The organism is Dehalococcoidia bacterium (assembly GCA_028711995.1).
In the GTDB taxonomy this organism is placed as follows: domain Bacteria; phylum Chloroflexota; class Dehalococcoidia; order SZUA-161; family SpSt-899; genus JAQTRE01.
The window spans coordinates 37,328-53,816 of record JAQTRE010000007.1 but is presented as its reverse complement, the minus strand read 5'-3'; the positions used below and the strand labels follow the sequence as shown (position 1 = coordinate 53,816).

Genomic DNA, 16,489 nt, shown 5'->3' with positions numbered 1-16,489 from the left:
AGTTGTGAAATAGCCTTCACCGGGTTCTTTTCTTCGTCAACACAGCATGCAGAACTATTGGTAGGTAGAAGGATGCCGCATTTCCTACAATTGCATCCTGTATCCCCCAACTCTTTGGGGGAAGAGATTAAGAATTAAGGGACCACCCCCTTCGTCAAGCTCAGGGCAGGCTCTAAAACCCCGGCAGGGAAGTATCTTTGCATTTTCTGACAACACAGGCTTGTCGAAGGCCATTTATGTATGGTTCGACAGGCTCACCACGAACGTTTTCAATTACTCCCGCACTTCTTCTTCAACCAGCCCAGCGCAGCCGTTATCGCCGGTTCGCTGGTGCGCAGCCGATGCACGCCATCCGGGACCATGACCAGTTCTTTGGGGGCTTTGGCTTTGTCGTAAAGCATTTGAGCATGGACGGGATTGATCAACTCATCCTTTTCGCCATGAAGGATAAGCAATGGCCTCGGCGATACCTCTTCAATCCAGTCGATAGGATTCACCGCCCGGAAATGGCTGCCCCACTCTTTGAGGGAAGGCGGGAAACCGACATCGCGGATGGTTCTCAAATCACGGCACTGCTGGAGCATGGCTTCCAACCGCTCTTCTGTGAGCATAAACTCGGCCGGACAGGCACAGGCTATCAGCGAGAAGACGCGCTTATCATGCGCCGTCACATAGACAGAAGCAGCGGCACCACCGCTGAACCCCATCAGCGCGATTCTGGATCGGTCCACTTTCTTGAGCTGAGCCAGATAGTCGATCACTGCCGTAAGATCGCGAGTCCAGCCCAGCAAGTCGAGGTTGCCTCCGCTTTCCCCACATCCCCGGAAATTGAAAATGCAGGTGATAAATCCCTCGTTGGCGAATCTTTCAGCCAGCAAAGGGTATCCGCGATCATTGAGAACAGGGGAAGAGCCCGGTATGCCGTGGCAGATGCAAAGGGCTGGCTGACGCTCTTTTGTTTGCGTCGGGTAATAAACTTCCCCCACGATTTTCAGGTTATCCACATCCAGGGAAAACTTTTCGGCCAACTCTCTGCCTCCTTCAGACTGGAGTTAATTATAACTTCGCCTGTGCCGAAAGTCGACTTCCCATAAATCCCCTAATGGCAATGTATCATCGGAAGATTGCCTCCACTGTTCAGAAACCCCCTGACTGTAAGGGGAAAAGCCTTAATCCGTCTCCCCGGTGAAAACCGGGGTCCAAGAGCGAATGGATTCCGGCCTTCGCCGGAAAGACAAATGGGGCGTGATGGACTTGTCACGCAGAGTTTCTTGCCAGGTGCATCCCGCCGCGCGGAATCGGGAAACTCAAAAAGACCTCTGTCGGCCGGGTTCTCAAGTTTTTGGGCATCTTTCACACCCCTTATTTCAGTAAACCTCGCTCTTCAAAAAAATTGAGAACTTTCGGATTGTTTCTCGGGTCTTCATCGTTGCCACTTTGAGGAATTGCATATCCAAATTGAATCTGGATGGTGTTGTGGGTATCGTCCAGTTTGAAAAGGGCATCAAGTATCACTATTCCCGGACAGCTTGCTGAAGAAAGCATAGACCAGAATTTACCCCGATAGATTTCTTCTCCCTTAACTTTGACCACGAAGTCTTTGCCATACAGGGTCTGATTTAGTTTAGGAATTGTACTGTAAGTCATGTAGGAGTTCCATTTCTCAATGCCTTCCGAGTTCAATTCAATTTCATGTGTCTCGGGATGATAGGCTTTCACATGTTGTTCGGATAGCACCATTTCATCATTGGTAACTAAGAAAATGCCAAGCCCCGCTTCTTTTTCTGCATCATCACAGGCAAGCAAGGTAAAAACACAAATCAGTAGGGCAACAATCACCATGAATTGCGTCTTTTTGATAGGTGCACGCATTACTGTATTCCTCCAATAAGACTGATCAGCCTCGGTTTTCAAAAGTCTCATGACTCCATCGGCTTAGGTGCCCAGCTCAAAAACAACCGTGACTCTGCTGGTGACGGAGATTTGACCCGGCGCAATGGTTCCATCCAGAGATTGATAACCTTCCCCTGCGACGTTTTGAACCACATTCGAAATCCCCGGCCCTCCGTAGTAACTCGACCCGGGCCACCATCCGGATGATCCTTCGCTAATGGTCTGAGCCTTCCCCAATTTCTGATCCAATCCCTCAGCCAAGGCAGCCGCTTTCTCCCGGGCTGCTTTGACGGCGAGGGCACGGGCCTCGATCCGGTACTTCTGCATCTCGGTAGTCTGAAACTGAATACCCTGAACATAGTTGGCGCCCTCCGTCATCACAAAAGTGTAGAGGTCATCGAACTTGGCGATATCCTTCAGGGTAATCACCACATTCTTGCGAACGGAGAAGCCCTTAAACTCTTGCTCCTGGCATTTATACCCGGGCACCGGCTCAGTGGTGAAGGTATCATATTGTGAACTGATGCTCATATAATCGGTCTGAACATCCTTTGGCGCTATCCCCAACTCGGCAGCCCCGGCCAGAACTCGTTTGATGCGTTCATCGTTCTGATTTCTGGCCGTGTTCAGGTCCTTGTCCAGCGTCTCCACGCCAAGGGTGAGAATCACTTCATCGGGAACAACCCGGATTTCCGCCTCGCCGGTGACCGTGAAGGTCCTTGACGGTTGGCTCCCGTCCCATGATTGCGGCTGACTTTGGGCCTTCGATTCTTGCACTACCACGCGGCTGTCGGCGCATGCGCCCAGCAGGATGATCGGAATGAGCACCAGGGCAAGCAGGATAACCGGGTTTATCTTCTTCATTTTTCCTCCTTTTTGTTTCACCGGAATCGCCTTTATCCCCAGTATAGATCGGCGATGTGACAGGTCGGTGACAAACTGGAGGCAAGGAGGAGTCAATTGGGAAACAATATCGAAGCAAGGAGATAAGGGCTAATACTTGTTCACGGAGAAGGGGGCGTTACACCATCCGTTCATGGTTCGACAAGCTCACCACGAACGGAACAACTTTTCCCGTTCGCCCTGAGCTGTGAGATTGTCGAACAGTCGAAGGGGAGCAAGAAAAGAGAGCCATCATGCTGAACAAACCACGCCATTATTAATCGGCGGACAGAGTGAAGCTCACTGTTGTCCCTTGGGCAAGTGTGCTCTCTATCACCAGTTCCGATCCATGGGCCTTGACCAATGCACGCGCGATGGCCAGTCCCAGCCCGGTGCCTCCCATAGCGCGAGAGCGGGCTTTATCGGTCCGGTAGAACCGCTCGCCAATATGAGGCAGATCCTGGGCTGAGATGCCGATACCTTCATCGCACACGCTCACCAGCACACGTCCGTCTTGAGAACGAGCCAGTTTCATGGTCACAGTCCCACCGAATATGGAGTATTTGATAGCGTTATCGATCAGATTCACCAGCACTTGTTCAATACGGTCGGGATCAATCCGTACAAGCGGCAGATCAGATGAGGATTCCAGTTTCAATATCAGTTTCTTATCCCTGGCCTGCGGTGTCATCCGGTCGATGACTTTTCCGGCAAGCTCCCGGATATCAGAAGCCTCGCAGCAAAGGGTCAGCGCTGTCGAGTCGGCTTGGGAAAGAAGCAATAGATCATTGACCAGGCGAATCAGGCGGTCGGTCTCCTCCTCAATCGTTTTGAGGAAGCGGTCGCGCACCTCCGGTTCCTCCGCCGCTCCATCTCGCAGGGTTTCCACCATTCCTTTGATTGAGGTGAGTGGCGTCCGCGATTCATGGGAGACATCGGCCACGAAATCGATCTGCTGCTGGCGCGATGCCTTCAGTCGGGCGGTCATATCGTTGAAGGCTTGGCCCAACTCTCCCAGTTCATCCTTCGATCCGACTGAGACCTGCTGGTCAAGATCACCCCCGGCCACCGCCCTGGCTGCCCGCGTCATTCGGCGCACCGGGCTGGAAATGGCGCGAGAAAGCAGCAGCGCCACTATCGCCGAGAGCGCCAAGGCGATTCCGGCAGCAATCGCCAACCGAGTTCGCAGATCATGCAGCACGGCGTTCACGTCACTCAGTGGCTGGCTGAGGTAGACGATTCCGACCAGTCGGCCATCGATCATCACCGGCAACGCCAGATTCATCATGTCCGGTCCCGATTTGTCAGTGCGACTGGCTGTTTCCCCCTGCAACGCTCGAGCCACGAGCGATTCGTCACTTAGATCGATACTCTCCTGCTCTTGCCGGGAATCCACCAGTACCAGACCGTTGGCGTCCAGAATGCGGATGCGAGTCTGGAGCTGGATATTGAGCTGGGGCAAAGCGCCTCTCAGGTAGTTGAGATCCATTTCAATGCGGTTTGAATCCGGAGTCGGCAGCGAAAGGTTTGTTGCATTCAACGCGATATTAGAGGTCTGGTTTTGCTGGATCACATTGTAGGCTGACGACCCGGTTTCGTTGGCGGCATCAGAGGCATTGATTACTGCGCCGGGTACCAAAGCCTGGGCCGTGATTTGCGCCTGGGCCAGGAGATTTTTCCGGGCCGCATCGGTGAAGTAATTCCCCAGGAACGAGAGTAAAAGAAATGAGGAAAGCCCCATCGCCAGCAGGATGACCAGCAGATGGCTCAAGGAAAGCCTCAGCCCGATACCGGAAAAGGGATGGCGCATGTTTTTCACTCCGGTGAAAGCATCTTGTAGCCGACGCCGCGGATGGTCATAATGACTTCCGATTGGGAAGAGGCCTGATTCAACTTGCTCCGCAGCCGCTTGATAACGGCATCCACCACTCTGGTATCGCCGAGATAATCGTAGCCCCAGACCTCCTGGAGAAGCTGCTCTCGAGTCAAAGCCATTCCAGCGTGTCGGGCGAAAGCGTGCAGCACTTCAAACTCAAGGGCAGTCAAATCCAAAGCCACAGCGTCAAGGAAGGCTTCTCGGCGGGCCGGATCGATAGTCAAATTGCCGACCTGAGTCTTGCTTGAAGATGTCGGTGAGGCAATATAGGTGGCACGCCTCAACACGTTGCGGACACGGACCATCAACTCGCGAACGCTGAACGGTTTCACTACATAATCGTCCGCCCCCAGTTCCAGCCCCACCACCCGATCTACCTCGGTGTCCCGCGCAGTGAGCATGATGATCGGGATATCCTGTTCCCGACGCAGGATGCGGCACACCTCCAGGCCATCAAGCCGGGGCAACATCAGGTCGAGGATAACCAGATCGGGGTGCTCCCGCTGAGCCAGATTGACCGCCTGCTCCCCGTCCGAAGAGGTGATCACCTCATAGTTGGCCCGCTTCAGATTGTAGGTCAACATATCCAGGATCGGCGGCTCGTCATCCACAACCAATATCTTGGCATTCGACATCGGATTACACCTTTTGAAGTTTGGATCAATTCTAACACAGAGACCAGCCTCCCTGACAACTTTGATGTGACAGGCAGATGACAGCGCATCGACAAACAGGGCACAAATCGACGCGACTGATTCCGATCCCAGAAGTTCTAAGGAAACTATAATTAAAAGTGGTGCTGGGATGCTTCCCTGCCGGGGGCATGGGGGTTGACTTGGCCTTCCTCAGAAGGTTTTAACTTGACCGGCCCCGCCGGTACAGGTAACATCTAATCGGCCGTGTTGCTGCTGCGCTGGCGGCATTAGTCCGGGAGGAATTGAAATGGAACAGTTCGATGACATGCTCAGCGAGATAGCCAAAAACAAATGGCAGGAAACGGAAGTCAAAGAGATCGTGGGCAAGCTCAAAGGCAAGGGGAAGCTGAACCGGGAAGAAATCCTGGCGATGCGCCCCGGCAGAGAGCTGAACATTGTTGTGGCAAAGATTGTCATGGGCCACGAGGTTATATCAGACAAACTCTTCAATGACATGGAAAGGTTTACAGATAACGAAGGCGACAGCGTCTGGGGCGTTCTGCAACACTACTCCGAGGATATCGCAGCTGCCACGACTGTGGTAACTCTGATGATGGAACGGGGATACCTTGATGCAGGCATATGGGATCGTTACGGCAAAGGGGCCTTCACGCCGGCTGAAGCCATTTGCAAGCGAGCCCTGTTAGCTTCTTCCGGAATCAAAGAGTGAACGGATGGAAGCACGATATTCGCGCCCCCATCCGTTCCCGGAACAGGCTGCATCAATAATCGCTATTTGAGGTAACCGGCAACAAATTTCCAGTTCACCAGATTCCAGTAGGCTTCAACATACTTGGCCCTGGCATTGCGGTAGTCGATATAATAAGCGTGCTCCCAGACATCGCAGGTGAGCAGCGGTTTTTTCCCTTCCTTGAAAGGCGTCCCGGCATTGCCGGTGGATTCAATCGCCAGGCTGCCATCGGCATTCCTCACCAGCCATGCCCATCCCGATCCGAACTGCGTCACCGCAGCATTGGAGAACTGCTCTTTGAACTTGGCGAACGACCCGAATTGCTTGTTGATGGCATTGGCCAGCTCTCCGGAAGGCTCGCCGCCGGATTTAGGCGCCAGACAGTTCCAGTAGAACGAGTGGTTCCATATCTGGGCAGCATTGTTGTAAATGCCCCCGGAGGCTTTCCGGACGATCTCCTCCAGGGTCATTTTTCCGAATTCAGTTCCCGGAATGAGTTTGTTCAGATTATCCACATAAGCCTTGTGATGTTTCCCATAATGGTATTCGATGGTCTCGCTCGATATATAAGGGGTGAGCGCGTCCTTGGCATAAGGCAACTCCGGCAATTTGTGCTCCATGGGTCCCTCCTTTCAAAGTTATTGGGCCTGGTAAATTCCAAGATAGTGAATAACGCCCGGCCTGTCAATATCACCAGCTTCTGCCCTATCCTATCACCTATCACATCGAGAGAGAATCCGTAGAACCCCTTATATTGGAGATGATCCCTACGTAGTTCTCCAAAACACAGCGATTGATAATGCTCTGAATACTTTGCTTTCTTGTGCCTCTCCGCCCCCATAGATAGGAGTTTGTGTGGAGCGGCCTCGCGAGGCCGCTCCACACAAACAATTCTTCTTCCCCCAAGATCGGGGGACCGAGGGGGATGACCGTTGCCAGTACCTTTTGCTGCTAGGTGAAGGTGACGCATGAATGCCTGTGTTTCCAAATAGTCTGCCTTGCAAGGCATTCCGCCAAATGCTTGTGCTATAATCGTTCAGAGATACGGGTGATTAAAGAAGCTCTGATCAGGTGATAATCAACCCCCTGCCCCCAATCTTGGGGGAGGAAGGAGAATCTGGGGGACATCCCCAGACCCACGGCAGGAAGAATCCTGCATCACATAATCAGAGGTTCATCAACAGGAGTGATTCATGCTTGAGCAAGAAAAAGCCGTTCTGGTTATCATCGATGTGCAAACCAAACTGTTGGCCGCAATGCACGAAAAGGAAGCCCTGATCGAGAATCTCAAAAAGTTGATCCGGGGAGCAAAAGCCTTCGGGTTACCTATCATTCAACTGGAGCAAAACCCCAATGGCCTCGGCCCGACGGTCCCGGAAATCGCCGAACTGCTGGCGGATGTGGTCAAGCCAATTCCAAAGTTCAGCTTCAGTTGCTGCGGCAACGAGGAATTCATGGCAGCGCTGAAGGCCACAGGACGAAGGCAAGTGATGCTCACAGGAATAGAGGCTCATGTGTGCGTCCATCAGACCGCCGCTGATCTGGCCCGACTGGGCTATGAAGTCCACGTGGTAGCCGACGCCGTTTCCTCCCGGAAACCGGCAGAAAAACAGATCGCGCTGGAGCGAATCGAGATTCACGGCTGCTTCCCCACCTGCGTGGAGATGGCCCTCTTCGAGATACTGAAAGCCGCCAAGGGCGATATCTTCAAGGAGATCAGCCGGATCGTCAAATAGGCGATGGACGTAACACAATAGGGGGCCCCGACCTCTGTCGGAGCCCCCTGAATTTGAACTCCTCAAACTGGCTGCGGAGGAGGGACGGCTTGCTTTACAGCCACATCGTCATAGAACCGGGCAAAGCTGACGGACATATAGGGCATCAACCACAGGAAGCCAATTCCCAGTGTCAGAATGCACAATATTCCCCATCCGATGAACCGGCAATTCAGGCAGAAAAACTTCCACCGGTTCCCTTCCATCATCTGTTTGCTTTTTCTGAGCGCATCCCGCGCACCAATAGCCTCATCCTCAGCCAGGATAAAGAACGTTTGAGAGTAGGAAAGAGCCGCTATGATCCCCGGTATGATCAAGAGCAGCATCCAAAGCAAAACAAAAAGACTTAAGAGCAGATATGCACAGAGCGCAACCTTGAATCTTTTAAAACCCTGGAATATTTGTTCAAGCTGCGCATTTTGCTTCCGACACAGTGCGAGGAAGAAGATCGATATACCAAGCCATGCTGGTCCTCCAATGATGAACCCTATCACGGTCCCGGAGAATGGGATAAACAGGTTGATCAACATAAGGGGTAGCTCATAGAGAAGGAAAGCTACTACCACTGTCCCGATGGCCAGGCCCCAATGGCCGCTCAATGCTTCTTTGGCTTGCAGCATGATTTCCTTATTGGCCAGCTTTCCCCCGGTTGCTTCGTACCTTCCGGCAGTTGCAGCCGGAGCCGGTTGCCCGCACTTGGCGCAGAATTTGGCATCCGTTTCAAATAAGGTTCCGCAGTTCGGACAGGTTTGCATCAATCTGAACGCCTCCTTTTATTAATTCCGTCACTGAGACGGGCTTTCTTTCTCCTGCGATCGCATCAGATTGGAGCCGCCGCAATTAGGACAAAATGACCAGTGCACCCGTTGAGTCCGGCCACAGGCGCGGCATTTCTGCATCAGGAAAGCCCGGCACTGCGGACACACAGCCCATTCCGGCTCAATGGCACGGCCACATCCAGGACATCTGCCACTACAATCATCACGCATCGGCTGAACTCCCGTCACAAAAGCTCGATTCCGGTTGGAGAGAACAAATGGGACAGTCCATCCAAACAAGGGAATCCAGGCAATCAGGAGAAATGTCTCGCTCTGAGCTTTTCTGTTGATCACCCATCGAAATGGAACAAGCGGTGAGCCAAAAAGAACGGCGCTTGCCAACCAGTTTGCCACCTCGTTTTCGGTAACCGGCCACAGGCTGTCGATTATGACGAATACCGTGAAACCAATGCAGAGGCTCAGCAGAAGCCCGAAAAACCCTGCCCAGTTCAGGTGCCGTTCAAGCCATCCCATATATCCTTGGATCATTTATAACACAAATCATCTGTTTTGTCATGGGCTAATAGCCTCTATATCAATGGTGTCATAGGCAATTCAGCAATGGATGGTCCGATTGCAGGCCAAGCTGTCTTCGGCTATAATCAACCACGATGGCAAACAGATATAGAACCCACAGTTGCAGCGAACTCAATACCAACCATATCGGGCAGGAAGTTACCGTTTCCGGCTGGGTCAACCGCAGGCGGGATCACGGCGGGCTGGTGTTCATCGATCTTCGCGATCGGGACGGCCTGTTGCAGGTGGTCTTCGATCCTCAAAAAGCCGGGAAGGCACATCAGATAGCCGATCAGGTACGCTCGGAATACGTTCTCAAGGTCACTGGAGAAATAACAAGGCGCCCGGCGGGAACCGAAAACTCGAATATTCCCACCGGCCAGATCGAGCTTGTTGCCGCCGATGCTGAGATTCTCAATGCGTCTAACCCCATGCCTTTGCCGCTGAGTGATGACGCCGAGATTGATGAGAGCGCCCGGCTCAAATATCGATACCTTGACCTCCGCCGACCTCGAATGCAGCGCAATATGATGCTGCGCCACCGCGTCATCAAATTCATGCGAGACTTCCTCGATGCCCGAGGGTTTGTTGAAATTGAAACACCGATCCTGTTCAAAAGCACGCCGGAAGGAGCGCGGGACTATCTGGTTCCCAGCCGCCTTTATCCCGGCAAGTTCTACGCTTTGCCTCAATCACCTCAGCAGCTCAAACAGCTGCTGATGGTTTCCGGGTTCGAGAAATACTATCAGGTGGCCCGGTGCTTCCGTGATGAAGATCAGCGAGCCGATCGGCAGCCGGAGTTCACGCAGCTTGATATCGAGATGAGCTTCATCGATGAGGAAGATATCCTGGAGCTGATCGAATCGCTCTTCACTTCGTTGATGGAGAAGATCAAACCTGAAGTCAAGATCACCAAGCCTTTCCCGCGCCTTTCTTACGCCGATTCGATGGCGCGGTTCGGCAACGACAAACCCGATCTCCGCTACGGTCTGGAACTGGCCGATATCTCCGATATTGTGGCCAATTCCGAATTCGGAGTGTTCCGCTCGGCAATTGCCGAAGGCGGGATCGTGAAAGGATTCGCTGCCCCAGGCTGCGCCGATTATTCACGAAAGCAGCAAGGGGAACTGGTGGAGTACGTCAGAATCCGGGGAGCCAAAGGGCTGGTGACAATGGCGCTCGAAGGCGACCCCTCCGCTTCACTGGATGATCTCACCCTAGAGAACGTCCGCTCTCAGGTGACCAAGTTCTTCACCATCGAACAGGTGCGGGCAATCGCCAAACGGTTCAATGCCAAACCGGGCGATCTGTTGCTCATTGGGGCAGACAAGGCAGGGGTTGTCAATACGTCGCTCGGTCAGCTTCGCATGGAAATGGCCAACAGGCTGAAACTTGCCGATCCGAACACCATGGTCTTCGCCTTTATTCTGGACTTCCCCCTGATGGAGTGGAACAAAGAAACCAATAAGTGGGACTTTGTGCATCACCCCTTCACTGCGCCTCATGCGGAGGATATTCATTTCCTCGATACGGATCCGGGCAAAGTCCGGGCCAGGCACTACGATTTTGTCTGTAACGGGTCCGAACTCTCCAGCGGCTCGATCAGGATTCACGATAGCCGGTTGCAGAAGAAGATATTCCAGGTTCTGGGCTATCCCGATGAGAAGATTCAGGAACTCTTCGGGCACATGCTGGAAGCTCTCAGTTTTGGCGCGCCGCCGCATGGCGGCATCGCACCGGGAATCGACCGCTTTGTGATGCTGCTTGCCGGTGAGGAGAACATCCGGGAGGTGATCGCCTTCCCCAAGACCAAGACGGCCACCGATCTGATGAGCAATGCCCCGGACGCAGTCTCCGAACAACAATTGAGAGATCTGCACCTGATAATCCGGCAAGAATCATAACAGGCTACTGAAATATTCTGACTCAACCCCCTAACCCCCACTCGTTGGGGGACTGTAAGGGCACGTTGCAACGTGGCCCCCTACGGGACACCCCCAAACCCCCGGAAGGGAAATGTTCCTTCCCCCTCTCTTGCAGGGGAATCAGAGGGGATTGTGTCCCTACTGACTACTGATGACTGACCACTGATAACTGCGTTAGGGCACCTCCACCGGACTGGTCTTCATGAAATTCACCGCCAGCAATCCCAAGTCCGAGATGTCAACGATGCCGTTGCGGTCGAAATCAGCCGCAGGGTCGGATGTCATAAATTTGGCTTGCAAGATGCCGAAGTCGATCCCATCAATAGTGCCATCGTTGTTGGCGTCTCCTTCCAGAAGGGTGCCCATGTTCACGTTCATACCGGATGCACTGATGACCACATCATAGTTGATGTTTTGAAGAGTAGTACCGCTGTCACCTGTCAGAGAGTTACCACTGTCAACCGTGATATCATAGGTGCCGGGGGCAACTCCATTCACAGTGCATACCGCAACACTGCCGTCCTTGCTGGTTTTGGGGTAGAACTCATAAACTGGGGAGGAGGTTTCCGGATTCAAAAACTTGACCGTAAGAGGAATCTCCCATCCCGCATCCAGGCGGGACGAGCCCTGCAAAATAACCGATATCTCCACCGAAGCTTCCACCGGCACCCCATACCAGAAACCAGCGCCCAGCCGGTAGTTGGTACTTTGCGAGGAGCCAATGGCTGAGGATTGGCCGACCGTATCCCCCAAACGATAGCTTGCCGAACTCCTTTCCGCGCCGCCGCCGGAGAGCGCATCCCAAGACAGGTCATGGTTGGGAGACGACATCGCGAGCGTCGCCAGAGCCCCCACCAGCACGCATGCCACAGTCAGCATCGTTGCCAGTATTATCTTCTTCCTCTTCATCGTTTGCCCCCCTTACGCGCTGGTATAAACCACAGCAATTGGATAAGCCTTGTAGGTTTGTCCGTTGAACTCTACGGTCTGGGTCACCTGATTCCAGTCTACGCTCTCCGTAGCCTTCCCCAGGGTATAAGAATGGACCACGTCATCCGCCTGTTCCTGCCCATATCCGGCGATGGCTGAGGTGGTGATATAATCCCCCGCCTCGATATCCCCGTTGAGGTTGGTCACCCATACCCGGCCCTCTCCCAGGGCGTTAACGACCCCGAACCGGTCCCCTTCTTTGGCCTGATACCAATGGCCTTCCGGAAGAGAAGACTCGGCAATCAAGACTCCGAATACCTTCTTATCGTTCGGTGTATCCGCGAGCCGAACCGTGGGCAGGGTGGAAGAGAAGGTGATTTTCCCTTCCTCCATGCGGACCTGGGTCTCTCCGGTAACCGAGACGATCATTCCCGGCCGGATGGTCTGGGGCAAACCATAGGTCAGTTTCACTTCATGAGCCCCGGTGAAGGGAAGGTAGTTACCTCCCGGGCCCCCCGCATAGAAATCATAGTTGCCACCCCAGGCATAAACACCAGTGTCGCCGCCGGAGGCACTCACGCCAGTGCCGGTGGTACTCTCGCCAAACACGCCGATGCCGCTGGTAGTGTTACCATATACGCCATACCCGGAGCTACAACCACCACTCACTCCACGGCCTTCGTCATTGGGACTGTAGCCATACACACCGGAGTTGGTGGAACCCAGCATGCCTCGGTTCCCGTTGCTTGTGTTGTTGCCATAAACGCCCCAGCCGCTCGCACTGGAACTGGAGCCATACACACCATAGAGGCCGTCACTATGGCCGAACACGCCGGTGCCGCCCGTACTGGAACCCCGGATAGCAGATCCGGAGCCTGCAATGACATCGAGTTTATAGGATGGGCTGGCCGTCCCGATGCCCACTTTGCCGGACGTGCCGGAGGGAAAGATGAGGAAGGCATTTGGGGTATCGATGCTCTGGGTACTGGTTGCCTGGCCCCATACGAACGTGCCGTCTGCATCTTCGGTGAGCTGCATATACCTGCCGCCCGCCCAGGAGTAGAGCCCAGCGGCGGTGTTTCGATATCCCCCACTCACTGTGGAGTAGGAACCGCTGGCAGTATTGATATATCCCCCACTGACCGTGGAACCATAGCCGCTGGCCGTGTTGGTCTCTCCCCCGCTGATTGTGGCGCGAGAGCCACTGGCGGTGTTAGAGTGTCCTCCGCCGACTGTGGCGTAGGCGTTATTGCTCGCCGAATCCCCGGTGGTGCTGGCTGTCCCCAGATTGATGTGGGTAGAGGCATTGGTTCCCAGCATGCTGCTCCCTGAGCGGAGAATTCCCCCGTTCACGGTGAGGGCAGCAGCCGGGTTGGTTGTCCCGATGCCCACGTTGCCGTCATTGTTCACATAGACTACGTCCGTTGGAGAACCGTCCGCCGCATCCAGGGAATAGCCGTCTCCAAACTGGGAGGAATCTTTGCCATCCAGTTTGTTGGCGTTGTTGGCCTGGTCTGCCACCAGCGCATAGGCCACGCTGGTGAGCCGCTGCCGCGGCGTCATCTCCGGGTCACTTCCTACCTGCACCCCCAACCATCTATCCCCGGTCAAAATGCTCGATGGGATGGGATTGACGCTCCCCAGCAGCACATTGAACAACCCCTTATCCACCGTTACCGAAGACTGCGTTTCGGTCCACAGCGCACTGCCTGCGCTGGAGACACTATAGAGAGAAAAGGTCATTGACACGGTATCGGTGACGGGGTTGCTTGCAATATCCGTCAGATATCCTTGGTAGTTGATGAGAGTCGGTACCCCAGCATCCGGCTCACCCGCGGCCCACGCCGGAACGATTGCTATCCCGATGATTATCACCAGCGCCAGTGTTAGTCCGGTTACCGTCCATTTCTTCATAGTTCCCCTCCTCGTTGCTTTATGGGCTGCCAATCAGTCTTAACAGAAAGAATCCATGTCTTAAACACCTGTTGATTGCACCACTACACGGTTCTGGTCGCAACTTCATGAGGTTGATTGCCTACGCGTCAGAGATGTCAGACACAAAAACGCCGCCGGAGTGGTCGTCAGTTCTGAACAGATGGGCCTAAAGACACTCCAGAGCAAGAAACAGTAGGGTCAGTGGTCAAAGTATGGCTCTGTGCAATATCATTGTCAAGGTTCAAGGCCCGATAGTTGGTGAACAATTGGTAAAGGATTGGTAAAAAGGCTTGGCGTGGCCGGGAAGCTCTGGAAAATAGACCTAAACCCCTATTCAGATTACGGGTAGGCCCGGTATCCAGCACCAGCATATTTATGCTAATGTGACTGTGTAATAGCGCCTGAACCTGTTTCCAAGCAGTAGAGGATATAGAACACGTGAAAGCGATCATTGAAAAACTGCTGGCCCTGCCCAAATCCATCATCGCGAAAGTACTGGGGATTCTGGGAGCGGTGGCTGGAAAACTCCCATTCGTCGGGAGGATACCCAAACGAACCCTGCTCATATTGGTTGGGTGTCTGGCAGTGGTATTGATTGCCATCCCTCTGATGCTCTCGTTCGGGAAGAGCGGCGGGGCAGATGCCAAATCCGAAGAGCCGGTGAGCCAATCCTCTGCGATAACCAACAAGGCAACCGCTACGCCAGCAACAGCAACAACGCCCACTCCAACATCAACACCTGAACCGAAGGCAACACCTGAATCCACACCCACACCAACTCCCTCGCCGACTCCTGCGGTCCCTACTGCCACCAGCCCTGATGTCGGCGGCGTCATTGCTGAAGATACCGTCTGGACAACGGAGTTTAGCCCTTATCGCGTCCAGGAAACCGTCCGTATTCCCAGCGGGATAACGCTCACCATCGAACCGGGCGTCACCATTACAGCATCGCAAGTTGGCACCATGTTCAGCCTGAAGGGGACCCTCACCGCCCACGGAACCGCCGAAAAGCCCATCGTCTTTGATGGCGGGGGCATTGCCGACTTCTTCAACGCCGGGAATTCGGACGCAAATACCCTTCTGGATCTGGACCAGTGCGAGATTCGAAATGGCCTCAGCTTCTGGCCGAACTCCCATCAGCCGCAGAGGGGAATATTCAGCTTGAGACACTCGCGGCTTACGGATATCTCGGGCCTCTCCTACATCGCCTATCCAGCCGGAGACATCACCATCGAATACAACACGTTTACGAACACTGCCGGGTTCTCTATTGGGCACACCGGCACGGTGAAAGTTATGATTCAATACAACACCTTCAAAGGAAAGTCCTCCGGTCTCCCCGCCAATGCCGACTTCTGGATTCAGAACTGGGGCAGTTTTGGCCAGTCGCAAACAGTGGTCAGGTATAACTCATTCCGGCCGGCCGATCGGATCGCGCTGAAGATTCTGGGGGATAGCGCCGCCATGATCGCCACCGAGAACTATTGGGGAACAGAGGATAAAAACGTCATCAACGGGATGATCTACGATAAGGCCGATGACAGCGCCTGCGCCGGCTATATTGCCTTTGAGCCTCTTCTTTCCCAGCCCCATGCCGATACCCCAACTGCCCTGCAGAAATGACAGGGTTAGGAATCCACCCAAACAGTGATTCAGGCGACTAAAGGGCGACAGCTATTCGAGCCTCTGCGCACAACTTCCTCGACGAAATTATAGCAGATAGCTGCGGTAAAGCCACCCGTACCCTCTTGAAGTTACTATTCTTTTGGGATATAATTGCGACTAGTTGCAAAAACATATAGTCGCAATAGGAGGAAAAAAGGATATGGCATGTTTTCTTGTACCTGCGGCAGAGGCGGTTGTAACAACCGCGGTGCAGAAGATTGCAGAGAAGAAAGGGGAAAGCGCTGGTGGGGAAGGGGCTAGAAACACAGCGATGAAATGGAGCCAGAGATTGGGTTGGCTGAATAAAATGCTATGGGGTGGAGTCATGCTGTTGTGCTTGGAGCATATATGGCACGGGGAAGTCCAACCCTGGCCGCCTTTCTTGACAGCAATGGACAAACCAGGCGAATTCGGCCCAATGATTCATGAGATATACACCTTTGGCGTGCCTATGACCATAACTGTAACAGCCGTCTGGGCAATAATGGTTGCATTTGTTGAACTAAAAGACAAGGCTGCCAAGAATTTGCCGGAAGAAAGAGCGCGCGCTATCGAGGGAGGTGCATAAGTGTGGCTCCTGATGACTGCGCTGGCTGCGCTAATCGCAAGCATCCTATGGTATGTGAATGCTCCAGAAGACAAGTATAAGTTTGGTTTATTGAGTTTGCTATACTGGGGAGCAACGCTCATGTGGCTCGTTGACCACGTGAAAGCATACACACTGGACACGAAGGCAGACTTCTTTGAAACGGATGCAGATGCAACGGCGCTCGGCTTCTGTGTCGTCCTTATGGGCCTCCTTGTGTGGTTAATTGTACTACTGGTCAGTGACCCCAGAGGAGTTTGGAAAAGAGTCTCGAACAGATGAAGACTACTGTAGACTACCAG

At 53.6% G+C, this 16,489-nt stretch carries 16 protein-coding genes; 6 read left to right on the top strand and 10 right to left on the bottom strand.

Going from position 1 to position 16,489, the window contains the following annotated elements; translation table 11 throughout:
- Positions 1-269: 269 nt before the first annotated feature.
- From PHV74_02575 to PHV74_02555, 5 genes are all read right to left on the bottom strand, one after another.
- The gene (locus PHV74_02575) at positions 270-1,028 is read right to left on the bottom strand and encodes an alpha/beta fold hydrolase (protein ID MDD5093249.1); all 759 of its coding nucleotides are present in this window, start codon (positions 1,026-1,028) and stop codon (positions 270-272) included.
- Positions 1,029-1,362: 334 nt separating this feature from the next.
- Positions 1,363-1,872 carry a hypothetical protein gene (locus tag PHV74_02570; GenBank protein MDD5093248.1) on the bottom strand — a complete coding sequence of 170 codons (510 nt, stop codon included), beginning with the start codon at positions 1,870-1,872 and terminating at the stop codon, positions 1,363-1,365.
- A 63-nt stretch (positions 1,873-1,935) separates the two neighbouring features.
- Positions 1,936-2,757, bottom strand: a complete 822-nt coding sequence (locus tag PHV74_02565) for an SIMPL domain-containing protein (GenBank protein ID MDD5093247.1) — start codon at positions 2,755-2,757, stop codon at positions 1,936-1,938.
- A gap of 295 nt (positions 2,758-3,052) precedes the next feature.
- Positions 3,053-4,585 (bottom strand): ATP-binding protein, encoded by a 1,533-nt coding sequence (locus tag PHV74_02560; protein MDD5093246.1) that lies wholly within the window; start codon positions 4,583-4,585, stop codon positions 3,053-3,055.
- A 5-nt stretch (positions 4,586-4,590) separates the two neighbouring features.
- Positions 4,591-5,286, bottom strand: a complete 696-nt coding sequence (locus tag PHV74_02555; GenBank protein MDD5093245.1) for a response regulator transcription factor — start codon at positions 5,284-5,286, stop codon at positions 4,591-4,593.
- Between the two features lie 307 nt (positions 5,287-5,593).
- Between PHV74_02555 and PHV74_02550 the strand changes: the two genes are divergently transcribed.
- Complete coding sequence (locus PHV74_02550) at positions 5,594-6,016, top strand: hypothetical protein (GenBank protein ID MDD5093244.1); 423 nt, start codon at positions 5,594-5,596, stop codon at positions 6,014-6,016.
- A gap of 62 nt (positions 6,017-6,078) precedes the next feature.
- Here PHV74_02550 and PHV74_02545 read toward each other — a convergent pair whose 3' ends face one another.
- Entirely contained in the window at positions 6,079-6,657 is a 579-nt protein-coding gene (locus PHV74_02545) for a Fe-Mn family superoxide dismutase (GenBank protein MDD5093243.1), read from the bottom strand.
- A gap of 573 nt (positions 6,658-7,230) precedes the next feature.
- Here PHV74_02545 and PHV74_02540 point away from each other — a divergent pair.
- Positions 7,231-7,773 carry a hydrolase gene (locus PHV74_02540; GenBank protein ID MDD5093242.1) on the top strand — a complete coding sequence of 181 codons (543 nt, stop codon included), beginning with the start codon at positions 7,231-7,233 and terminating at the stop codon, positions 7,771-7,773.
- A gap of 62 nt (positions 7,774-7,835) precedes the next feature.
- On the opposite strand, the gene PHV74_02535 is transcribed toward PHV74_02540, so the two are convergent.
- Positions 7,836-8,567: a DUF975 family protein gene (locus tag PHV74_02535; GenBank protein MDD5093241.1), complete on the bottom strand. Its 732-nt coding sequence runs from the start codon at positions 8,565-8,567 to the stop codon at positions 7,836-7,838.
- A gap of 30 nt (positions 8,568-8,597) precedes the next feature.
- Entirely contained in the window at positions 8,598-9,119 is a 522-nt protein-coding gene (locus PHV74_02530) for a zinc ribbon domain-containing protein (GenBank protein ID MDD5093240.1), read from the bottom strand.
- 122 nt (positions 9,120-9,241) lie between these two features.
- Between PHV74_02530 and aspS the strand changes: the two genes are divergently transcribed.
- Positions 9,242-11,050 carry an aspartate--tRNA ligase gene (gene aspS / locus PHV74_02525; GenBank protein ID MDD5093239.1) on the top strand — a complete coding sequence of 603 codons (1,809 nt, stop codon included), beginning with the start codon at positions 9,242-9,244 and terminating at the stop codon, positions 11,048-11,050.
- A gap of 195 nt (positions 11,051-11,245) precedes the next feature.
- On the opposite strand, the gene PHV74_02520 is transcribed toward aspS, so the two are convergent.
- Positions 11,246-11,980 (bottom strand): hypothetical protein, encoded by a 735-nt coding sequence (locus tag PHV74_02520; protein ID MDD5093238.1) that lies wholly within the window; start codon positions 11,978-11,980, stop codon positions 11,246-11,248.
- Positions 11,981-11,992: 12 nt separating this feature from the next.
- Positions 11,993-13,915, bottom strand: coding sequence for a hypothetical protein (locus PHV74_02515; GenBank protein MDD5093237.1), 1,923 nt, complete (start codon positions 13,913-13,915; stop codon positions 11,993-11,995).
- A 459-nt stretch (positions 13,916-14,374) separates the two neighbouring features.
- On the opposite strand from PHV74_02515, the gene PHV74_02510 reads away from it, so the two are divergent.
- The 3 genes from PHV74_02510 (at position 14,375) to PHV74_02500 (ending at position 16,469) form a co-directional block, all read left to right on the top strand.
- Entirely contained in the window at positions 14,375-15,559 is a 1,185-nt protein-coding gene (locus tag PHV74_02510) for a hypothetical protein (GenBank protein MDD5093236.1), read from the top strand.
- Between the two features lie 202 nt (positions 15,560-15,761).
- A complete protein-coding gene (locus tag PHV74_02505) occupies positions 15,762-16,169 on the top strand; it encodes a hypothetical protein (GenBank protein MDD5093235.1) in 408 nt (135 codons plus the stop codon).
- Complete coding sequence (locus PHV74_02500; GenBank protein ID MDD5093234.1) at positions 16,170-16,469, top strand: hypothetical protein; 300 nt, start codon at positions 16,170-16,172, stop codon at positions 16,467-16,469.
- Positions 16,470-16,489 lie beyond the last annotated feature (20 nt).

Excerpts from the sequence above, each read along its gene's own strand:
- PHV74_02570 (MDD5093248.1), bottom strand. The coding sequence starts at position 1,872 with ATGCGTGCACCTATCAAAAAGACGCAATTCATGGTGATTGTTGCCCTA.
- PHV74_02565 (MDD5093247.1), bottom strand. The coding sequence starts at position 2,757 with ATGAAGAAGATAAACCCGGTTATCCTGCTTGCCCTGGTGCTCATTCCG.
- PHV74_02560 (MDD5093246.1), bottom strand. The coding sequence starts at position 4,585 with ATGCGCCATCCCTTTTCCGGTATCGGGCTGAGGCTTTCCTTGAGCCAT.
- PHV74_02555 (MDD5093245.1), bottom strand. The coding sequence starts at position 5,286 with ATGTCGAATGCCAAGATATTGGTTGTGGATGACGAGCCGCCGATCCTG.
- PHV74_02550 (MDD5093244.1), top strand. The coding sequence starts at position 5,594 with ATGGAACAGTTCGATGACATGCTCAGCGAGATAGCCAAAAACAAATGG.
- PHV74_02545 (MDD5093243.1), bottom strand. The coding sequence starts at position 6,657 with ATGGAGCACAAATTGCCGGAGTTGCCTTATGCCAAGGACGCGCTCACC.
- PHV74_02540 (MDD5093242.1), top strand. The coding sequence starts at position 7,231 with ATGCTTGAGCAAGAAAAAGCCGTTCTGGTTATCATCGATGTGCAAACC.
- PHV74_02535 (MDD5093241.1), bottom strand. The coding sequence starts at position 8,567 with ATGCAAACCTGTCCGAACTGCGGAACCTTATTTGAAACGGATGCCAAA.
- PHV74_02530 (MDD5093240.1), bottom strand. The coding sequence starts at position 9,119 with ATGATCCAAGGATATATGGGATGGCTTGAACGGCACCTGAACTGGGCA.
- aspS (MDD5093239.1), top strand. The coding sequence starts at position 9,242 with ATGGCAAACAGATATAGAACCCACAGTTGCAGCGAACTCAATACCAAC.
- PHV74_02520 (MDD5093238.1), bottom strand. The coding sequence starts at position 11,980 with ATGAAGAGGAAGAAGATAATACTGGCAACGATGCTGACTGTGGCATGC.
- PHV74_02515 (MDD5093237.1), bottom strand. The coding sequence starts at position 13,915 with ATGAAGAAATGGACGGTAACCGGACTAACACTGGCGCTGGTGATAATC.
- PHV74_02505 (MDD5093235.1), top strand. The coding sequence starts at position 15,762 with ATGGCATGTTTTCTTGTACCTGCGGCAGAGGCGGTTGTAACAACCGCG.